Consider the following 6,938-nt stretch of genomic DNA (forward strand, 5'->3'; position numbering starts at 1 on the left):
CTCTGCCTGCGGTCGTAGCAATACTGCAACAAGGAGATGCCCGTACAGTACCTGCCCATGCGCATGAACGTCTCGCCCGAGCCTGAGCCCGAGGCGGCAGGCCTGCGGCCGCTGTCCGCGCGGTCGGTCGTGCTGAGCCTGCTCCTCGGCGCACACCCGGCGGAGCTGCCGGTGAAGGACCTGGTCCAACTGGTGGAGCCCTTCGGTGTCGGCGGCTCCACGCTGCGCGCCGCGCTCAGCCGGATGGTGTCCGCGGGGGACCTGCGCCGCACCGACGCCGTCTACCGGCTCAGCGACCGGCTGCTGGCCCGCCAGCGGCGCCAGGACGAGGCGCTCCGGCCGGGCACGCGCGCGTGGGACGGCGACTGGGAGATGGTGGTGATCACGGCGACCGGCCGCGGCCCCGCCGAACGCGCCGATCTGCGTGCCCGGTTGGCCGCGCTGCGCCTGGCGGAACTCCGCGAGGGCGTATGGCTGCGCCCGGACAACCTCGACCGTGCCCTGCCGGACATGCTCGGAGCCGTCGCCCAGACGTACACCGCCCGACCCGACGAGCCTGCGCACGACCTCGTCGCCCGGCTCTGGCCGTTGGAGGCCTGGGCGGCCACCGCACGGACACTGCTCGCCCGCGCGGCCGCCGCCCGGACCCAGGCGGACCGCCTCACCGCCTACGCCGCGGCCGTACGCCATCTGCTCACCGACCCCGTCCTGCCACCCGGACTCCTCCCCGCCGACTGGCCCGGGGAGGCCCTGCGCGCGGCCTATGCCGACTATCAGCGGGAGTTGGCCGCGTCGGTGGGGCGAAGAGAGCGTGCCGCATGACCGCCCCGGCTCTCGAACGGTTCCTGCGCGCCCGGTGCCAGGAGGAGGAACGGGTTAGGCGCCGTCAAGGAGCGCTGTCGGCCGCCTCACCGGTACCTGGAACCGCGTCCGCCGGTTCGCCGACTCCGCCGCCGACACGTCGACGGCGTCCGGGTTCGCCTCCGCCGGCGCGTTGCGGCGGGCGTAGGCGTCGAAGGGCCGGGTCTTCCTCTTGAGCGTCTTCACCAACCGCTCGTCCACCCGATGGGGACCGGCGAGCGGCGACAGGGACCGGGGCCGCCGTCAGCGTGCCGGCGGCGGCCGCAGGCCGGGCAGTTCCTGGTTGTCAGCGGCATCGGCACCGGCGACGCCACCCCCGAGGCACAGCGGGCCGTCACCGACGACCTGATCGCCGGGTACCGGCAGATCGCGGTCCGGGGTCCACGCCCGCGGTATCCGGGTCCACGGGCGACCCTCACATTGGGAGGACTCCCGGCACTGGATGAACGCCCGGATCCGCACCCCGGTCACTTCGATGCGTGATCGACTTCTGCGGTACGCGAGGGTGTGTTCCGCGGTCGCCGCCGAGGCGTCCGGGTGGGGCGGTCGCGCGGTGCGGGTGGCGCGGGGGCGGTGCGAGGCGTTCCCTTGGAAGTGGGCACCTTCCGGGGAGAAACGGGGATGACCAGCGCGGTCGCGGGCACTCGGTGGGGCACGCAAGGCGACTCACCCGAGGAGAGTCATGGCTGAGCAGAAGTCGTCGTCGGTCCTCACGGCGCCGCTGCGTGGCGCGGCCTCGGCACTGCGCAGGGTGCCCGGGGCCGGGATGGTGAGCAGGGCCGCGGAGGAAACCCTGGACAAGGTCGGCGCGGTCTCGCCCCGCGGGCGGCGCATCGCGGTGTACGCGGGGGCCGGAGTGCTCGGCGCCGCGGGCGTGGTGGAGTGGCCCGTGGCCCTCACCGGCGCGGCCGTGGCCTGGCTCACCCAGCCGCGGCCCAAACATCCGGCGGACAGCGGTGACGAAGCCGGGCGGGGTCCCGAGCCCGCCCATGACCTCGGCACCGCCGCCCTCAGGACCGGCCACGGCGGCAGGTCCCGGGGCGCCCACCGCACGGGTGGGGCGGAGGCCGCCACGGACGCCGGGACTTCCGGCGGGGCCTGGGACGCCGGCGCCGCCGAGGCCGGGGTCGAGGCCGCCGGCGCCGCCGAGGCGTCCACAGGGAGCCGGACAGCCGGCGACGCCGGAACCCACGCAAGCAGCCGGACGGCCGGCAGCACCCAGACCTCCGGCAGCACCAAGACCTCCGGCAGCGCCCCGACCACCCACGACGCCGAGGCTGCTGCGGGCAAGCCGTCCACCGGGCCGCTCGGTCCCACGACGCGGCCCGATCGCACCACGCTCTGAGGAGGACCATGGCGCTCCGACTCCTGGCGGTGCCCTCGGCGGCCGCGCGGCTGCTGCCCTCGGCACCGCGACTGCTGGCGCCGGTGGTCGGGGCGGCCGCCGGTGCCGCCGCGGGAACGGTGCGTGCCGGAGTGCGCGGCGCGGACGCCGCCGTACGCGTGGCGCGGGTGGCGCGCAACGCGCTGCCCGGCTCCGGCGACCACTGGCGGGCCGGGGCCCGTGCCCATCTGGCCCTGCGGCCGGTGGAGCACGAGCACGTGCGGCGCGCGGGCGGCACGGCGCATCTGGCGCGCCGGGTGGCCGAGACGCTGGCCGAGCGGCCCGACGTGCTGCTCGCCTACTGGGACGAGGGACTCGCGCGTCTGGTGGTGACCGCGACCGAGGAGGAGGCCACCGACCGGATCGTGGACCACGCCGCCGAACTGGCCGAGGGACACGGACTGCTCCTGGCCGCGGACGTGGACGAGACCACGCATCCGGCCGACCCGGCCGGGGTGCGCGCGGCCGTGGCCACGCTCGCCGCCGACACGGTGGGCATCGGCGCCGCGGTCACCGCGTACATGCTCCGGCTGCCGCCCACGCCACGCCTGGCGACCGCGGTGGTGACGCTGCTGCGGGAGAACCCCCGCTTTCGCGCCTGGCTGCGCGCCCGGCTCGGGGACGCCGGCATGGATCTCCTGCTGGCCTGCGCGAACGCCACGGTCCACGGAGCCGGACAGACCCCCACCTCCCTCGTCCTCGACGGCGCCCTGCGGGCCTGCCAGGTGGCCGAGACGGTGGCCCGCGCCGCCGCCTTCGACGCGGTGCACGACCAGTTGTGCGCGCCCGGGCGGGTCAGTGTCGCGGCGGACGGCGCTTCCCGCCCGCCGCTGCGGGAGTCCCCGGCCCAGGAGTACGCCGAGCACGCCTCCGCGGGCAGCGTGCTGGGCGCCGCGGCCACCCTGCTGGTCAAGCACGACGTCGCCGAGGCGGCGGAGGCGGTCCTCGCCGGATCGCCGAAGGCCGCCCGCTACGGCCCCGCCGCCTTCCACGCACTGCTGAGCGCCGCGCTCGCCCGCAAGGGTGTCCTGGTCCGCGACCCCGACCGGCTGCGCCGCCTGGAGATGGCCGGCACGGTCGTCCTGCACTCCAGCGCGCTGTGCACGGACGAGGGCGAGGCCGACCCGTGGACCGAACCGGTGCTCGACGCGGCCCGCCGGGCCCGCCTGCGCGTGGTGCTCGTGGACGACCCCGCCCTGGAGGACTTCACCGGCCTTGCCGACCAGGTCGTCGACCCACGCCGGCCGCTGGACGACGTGGTGTACGAGGCGCGCGGCGACGCCGGCGCGGTGCTCACCGTCGCCCGGGTGCGCGCGGCCGACGAGCACGACGTACTGGCCGGGCTGCGCAGCGCCGACATCGCCCTCGCCCTCACCGACCACGGCGGCGCCGTGGTCTGGGGCGCGGACCTCCTCGCGCTGCACGGGCTGCCCGACATATGGCGGGTGCTCACCGCGATCCCGGCCGCCCGCACGGTCGGCGCGCATGCCCAGACCCTGGCCCGTTCCGGCGCCGCGCTCTCCGGGCTCCTCGTGGCCGTCGGCGAGTCGGGCGGCGGCCGCGGACGCCTCGCCGCGCTGCCCGGGCTGCGGCACGCCCCCGTCGACGCCGCCGCCGTGTCGGCCCTGCTCTCCGGCGGCCGGGCCGCGCTCAGCGTGGCGGCGGCCCGGCCCCCGCATCCCCACGCGCGCGTGCACTGGCACGAGCTGGAACCCGAGCAGGCCCGGGAGCGGCTGGAGCACGAACCGGCCGCCGAGGGCCGCGCTTTCGAGACGCTGGCGGCCCGCGCGCGCAAGCTCGCCGCCGGTGTTTCCGGGCACCCGGCCGCCGGGCCGGTGCGCTGGTCCTACCGGCTCGGCCAGGCCGTACGCGGCGAACTCCACGACCCGCTCACCCCGGTCCTCGCGGTCGGCTCGGCGGCGTCGGCGATCCTCGGCTCCGTCGTGGACGCCCTGCTCGTCGTCGGCGCGCTGGACCTGAACGCCCTCGTCGGCGGCATCCAGCGGCTGCGCGCCGAACGGGCGCTGTCCGGACTGCTCGCGGAGCAGAAACAGAAGGCGCGCCTCGTCCCGCCGGAGACCGAGGCCCCGGCCGGCGGCACGCGGACCGTGGAGGCGGGCAAGCTGCATCCGGGCGACGTGATCCAGCTGAAGGCGGACGACGTGGTGCCCGCCGACGCCCGGCTGCTGTGGCAGGACGGTCTGGAGGTCGACGAGTCGGCCCTGACCGGTGAGTCCCTGCCGGTGGAGAAACAGACGGATCCGACCCCGCACGCCCCGGTCGCCGACCGGCGGTGCATGGTCTTCGAGGGTACGACCGTGGTGGCGGGCCAGGCCCGTGGCATGGTCGTCGACATCGGCGAGCACACGGAGGCCGCCCGCGCCGTCCACCTGGCCGCGCGTACGCCTCCGGCCGGCGGCGTACAGGCCCGGCTGCAGGAACTCACCCGCAAGGCACTGCCGCTGACCCTGGCGGGCGGCGCCGCGGTCACGGGTCTGGCGCTGGTGCGCGGCACCGCCATCCGGGAGGCGGTCAGCGGTGGGGTGGCGGTGGGCGTGGCGGCCGTACCGGAGGGGCTGCCGCTGGTGGCCACGGTCGCGCAGCTCGCGGCCGCCCGGCGGTTGAGCCGCGACGGCGTCCTCGTCCGCACCCCGCGCACCCTCGAGGCGCTGGGACGGATGGACACCTTCTGCTTCGACAAGACCGGCACTCTCACCGAGAACCGGCTGCGCCTGGTGCGCACCTCCGACGCCGGCGGCACGGTGCGCCCGGTGGACGACCCGGGGTCCGTCGGCACCGTGCGGGCGGCCGTCCGCGCCTGCCCACGCGTCGACGGCGACGCCGAGCGGCCGGTGCACGCCACCGACGAGGCCGTGCTGGCGGCGGCCGGTCCCGATCCCGAGTGGACACAGTGCGCGGACCTGCCCTTCGAGGCGGCACGCGGATACGCCGCCGCCGTCGGCCGGAGCGGGGACGGCCCGCTCCGGCTGGTGGTCAAGGGTGCCCCGGAGACCGTGCTGCCCGCCTGCGCCGGGCTGCCCGAGCACGCCTCGGAGGCGGCCCAGGCGCTGGCGCGGGACGGCCTCAGGGTGCTGGCGGTGGCGGAACGGCGGCTGGGCCCGGACGAGCAGGAGGACGACGTCCTCGAACAGCCGCTGCGGGAGCTGGGGTTCATCGGGCTGCTCGCCCTGTCCGACGTACCGCGCGAGACCTCCACGGCGCTCGTGGCGGGACTGATCGAGGCAGGCGTACGACCCGTCATGCTCACCGGGGACCATCCGCAGACCGCGCGGGCCATCGCGGCCGAGCTGGGCTGGCCCGAGGACACCGTCGTGGTCACCGGCGACGAGCTGGCGGCGGCGGACCGGGCGGCCAGGGCCCGGATGCTGCGTGACGCGGGTGTGGTGGCGCGGGTGGCGCCCGAGCAGAAGCTCCAGGTCGTGGAGGCGCTGCGGGACGCGGGCCGGGTCGTCGGCATGGTCGGCGACGGCGCCAACGACGCCGCGGCCATCCGCGCCGCCGACATCGGCGTCGGGATCAGCGCGCGCGGTTCGGCCGCCGCGCGCAACGCCGCCGACATCGTCCTCACGGACGACGATCTGACGGTCCTGATCGATGCGGTCGGCGAGGGCCGGGCGCTGTGGCACAGCGTGGCCGACGCCATCGCCATCCTCATCGGCGGCAACGCGGGCGAGGTCGGCTTCGGCATCCTCGGCACGCTGCTCTCCGGCCGGGCGCCGCTGTCCACCCGGCAGATGCTCATGGTGAACCTCTTCACCGACCTGTTCCCGTCGATGGCGGTGGCGGTGACCGAGAAGGAGGACGCGTCGGCACCGGCCCGCGGCAGATCGCCGGAGGACGACGAGCCCGGCACCGTACGTGCCCGCGGCGGATCGCCGGAGGACGCCTCCGCCGTCCTGGGCGCGCCCCTGCTGCAGCAGATCCGGCACCGGGCGCTCACCACCTGCCTGGGCGCGCTGACGGCCTGGCTGATCGGCCGCTTCACGCCCGGCACCGCACGCCGCTCCAGCACGATGGCGCTGTGCGGGGTGGTGGGCACACAGCTCGTGCAGACATGGCTGGACCGGCGCGCGAGCCGCCTGGTGCAGGTCACCTGCCTGGGTTCCGCCGTGGCGCTGGTCGCGGCGGTGCAGATCCCGGTCGTCAGCCACGCCGTCGGGTGCACCCCGCTCGGCCCGGTCGCCTGGACCGGAGTCCTGGCGGCGATCGCCCTGGCCCTCGCGGGGCAGCGCGCACTGCCCCGCCTGGAGGAGACGATCGGCCGCCTGCTCCCGAGCTGACCACCGGACGCCGTCGGTTTGAGCGACCGGGGGCGGTGGCTGCGGTCGGATCGGCTGGTGGTGGGTGACCGTGGCCGGATCGGCCGGTGGTGGCGGTTGCCGCGCTGGACCGGTCGGTGGTGGCGGGTGGGCGTGCTGGACTGGTTGGTGGTCGGGTGGCTGTTGTGGGATCGGCCGGTGGTGGGCGCCCTGCGCTTCGACCGGCCGGTGGTCGGGGACGGGCTGTGCTCATGCCGTTGGATCGGCTGGTGGTGGGTGACCGTGGCCGGATCGGCCGGTGGTGGCGGCCGCTGGACTGGCCGGTGGTGGCGGTTGCCGCGCTGGACCGGTCGGTGGTGGCGGGTGGGCGTGCTGGACTGGTTGGTGGTCGGGTGGCTGTTGTGGGATCGGCC

5 protein-coding genes are annotated in these 6,938 nt (G+C 76.3%); 4 read left to right on the forward strand and 1 reads right to left on the reverse strand.

Features of this window, described 5'->3' with window-relative positions; translation table 11 throughout:
• The first annotated feature begins 57 nt into the window (after positions 1–57).
• Positions 58–822, forward strand: coding sequence for a PaaX family transcriptional regulator C-terminal domain-containing protein (locus ACZ418_RS21510; RefSeq protein ID WP_468365502.1), 765 nt, complete (start codon positions 58–60; stop codon positions 820–822).
• Between the two features lie 54 nt (positions 823–876).
• Here the strand turns inward: ACZ418_RS21510 and ACZ418_RS21515 are convergent, their stop codons facing one another.
• Positions 877–1,047: a hypothetical protein gene (locus ACZ418_RS21515; protein WP_468365103.1), complete on the reverse strand. Its 171-nt coding sequence runs from the start codon at positions 1,045–1,047 to the stop codon at positions 877–879.
• A 496-nt stretch (positions 1,048–1,543) separates the two neighbouring features.
• Here ACZ418_RS21515 and ACZ418_RS21520 point away from each other — a divergent pair, with 496 nt between their 5' ends.
• The 3 genes from ACZ418_RS21520 to ACZ418_RS21530 all read left to right on the forward strand — a co-directional run.
• Complete coding sequence (locus tag ACZ418_RS21520) at positions 1,544–2,206, forward strand: hypothetical protein (protein WP_468365106.1); 663 nt, start codon at positions 1,544–1,546, stop codon at positions 2,204–2,206.
• Between the two features lie 8 nt (positions 2,207–2,214).
• Positions 2,215–6,546 carry a cation-translocating P-type ATPase gene (locus ACZ418_RS21525; protein ID WP_468365109.1) on the forward strand — a complete coding sequence of 1,444 codons (4,332 nt, stop codon included), beginning with the start codon at positions 2,215–2,217 and terminating at the stop codon, positions 6,544–6,546.
• A 126-nt stretch (positions 6,547–6,672) separates the two neighbouring features.
• A partial coding sequence (locus ACZ418_RS21530; protein WP_468365111.1) for a hypothetical protein occupies positions 6,673–6,938 on the forward strand: 266 nt, incomplete at its 3' end.

Source organism: Streptomyces sp. NPDC030820, from assembly GCF_055572075.1.

Excerpts from the sequence above, each read along its gene's own strand:
- ACZ418_RS21525 (WP_468365109.1), top strand. The coding sequence starts at position 2,215 with ATGGCGCTCCGACTCCTGGCGGTGCCCTCGGCGGCCGCGCGGCTGCTG.
- ACZ418_RS21510 (WP_468365502.1), top strand. The coding sequence starts at position 58 with ATGCGCATGAACGTCTCGCCCGAGCCTGAGCCCGAGGCGGCAGGCCTG.
- ACZ418_RS21520 (WP_468365106.1), top strand. The coding sequence starts at position 1,544 with ATGGCTGAGCAGAAGTCGTCGTCGGTCCTCACGGCGCCGCTGCGTGGC.